Source organism: Streptomyces sp. CO7 (assembly GCF_053474865.1).
This window is the reverse complement of record NZ_JBRIOU010000004.1, coordinates 393,435-394,041: the sequence shown is the minus strand read 5'-3', so window position 1 is coordinate 394,041 and position 607 is coordinate 393,435. Positions and strand designations below refer to the sequence as shown.

Genomic DNA, 607 nt, shown 5'->3' with positions numbered 1-607 from the left:
CCCCGACGCCGCCCACTGCGCGAAGACCCTCGCCGCCCTGGCGGCCGGGCGCAGCCCCGCGGCGGCCCCGCTGCCGGTCCCGCCGTCGACGGACCTGGTGTTCCCCGCGCGGTCCGCGGAGCCGGACGCCGCGGTCACCCGGTCCGCCCCCCTCCCGGCCGGCCCGCGCCACGGCCGCCGCGTGGCCGTGGGCACCGTCCTCGCCGCCCTCTCCGTGGCCCTCGGCGCGACCGTCGCCCTCGCCCCCGACACCAGCGGCAACAACGACGACACCCGCGCCTCCGCCGCGGCGCCGCCCACCCAGCGCCCCTCCGGCAAGGCGAGCGCCGACGATGCCGCCGCCGACGCCACCGGCGACAGGGTCCCCCCGACCGTCTCCTACGCCGTCCCGGCCGCCAACCCGATGGGCTCGGCCGGCCGCAAGGCGGGGACCGGCAAGGCGGCGGCCGCGGACCGGGAGGCGAAGGGCGGGAACGGCAAGAAGGCCCACCCCGCCGAGGCCGGCGGCACGGAGAAGGGCGGCAAGGGAGACAAGGGCGGCAGGAGCGGCAACGGCGCCCACGGCAACGAAGGCCGCGGAACCGACGAGACCCCCGCCACCCCGAGC

Annotated in this window: 1 pseudogene; it reads left to right on the top strand. The window is 80.7% G+C overall.

Annotated elements, in window-relative coordinates:
• Positions 1–607, top strand: a pseudogene (locus ACOV8S_RS14550) (hypothetical protein); the annotation flags it as partial.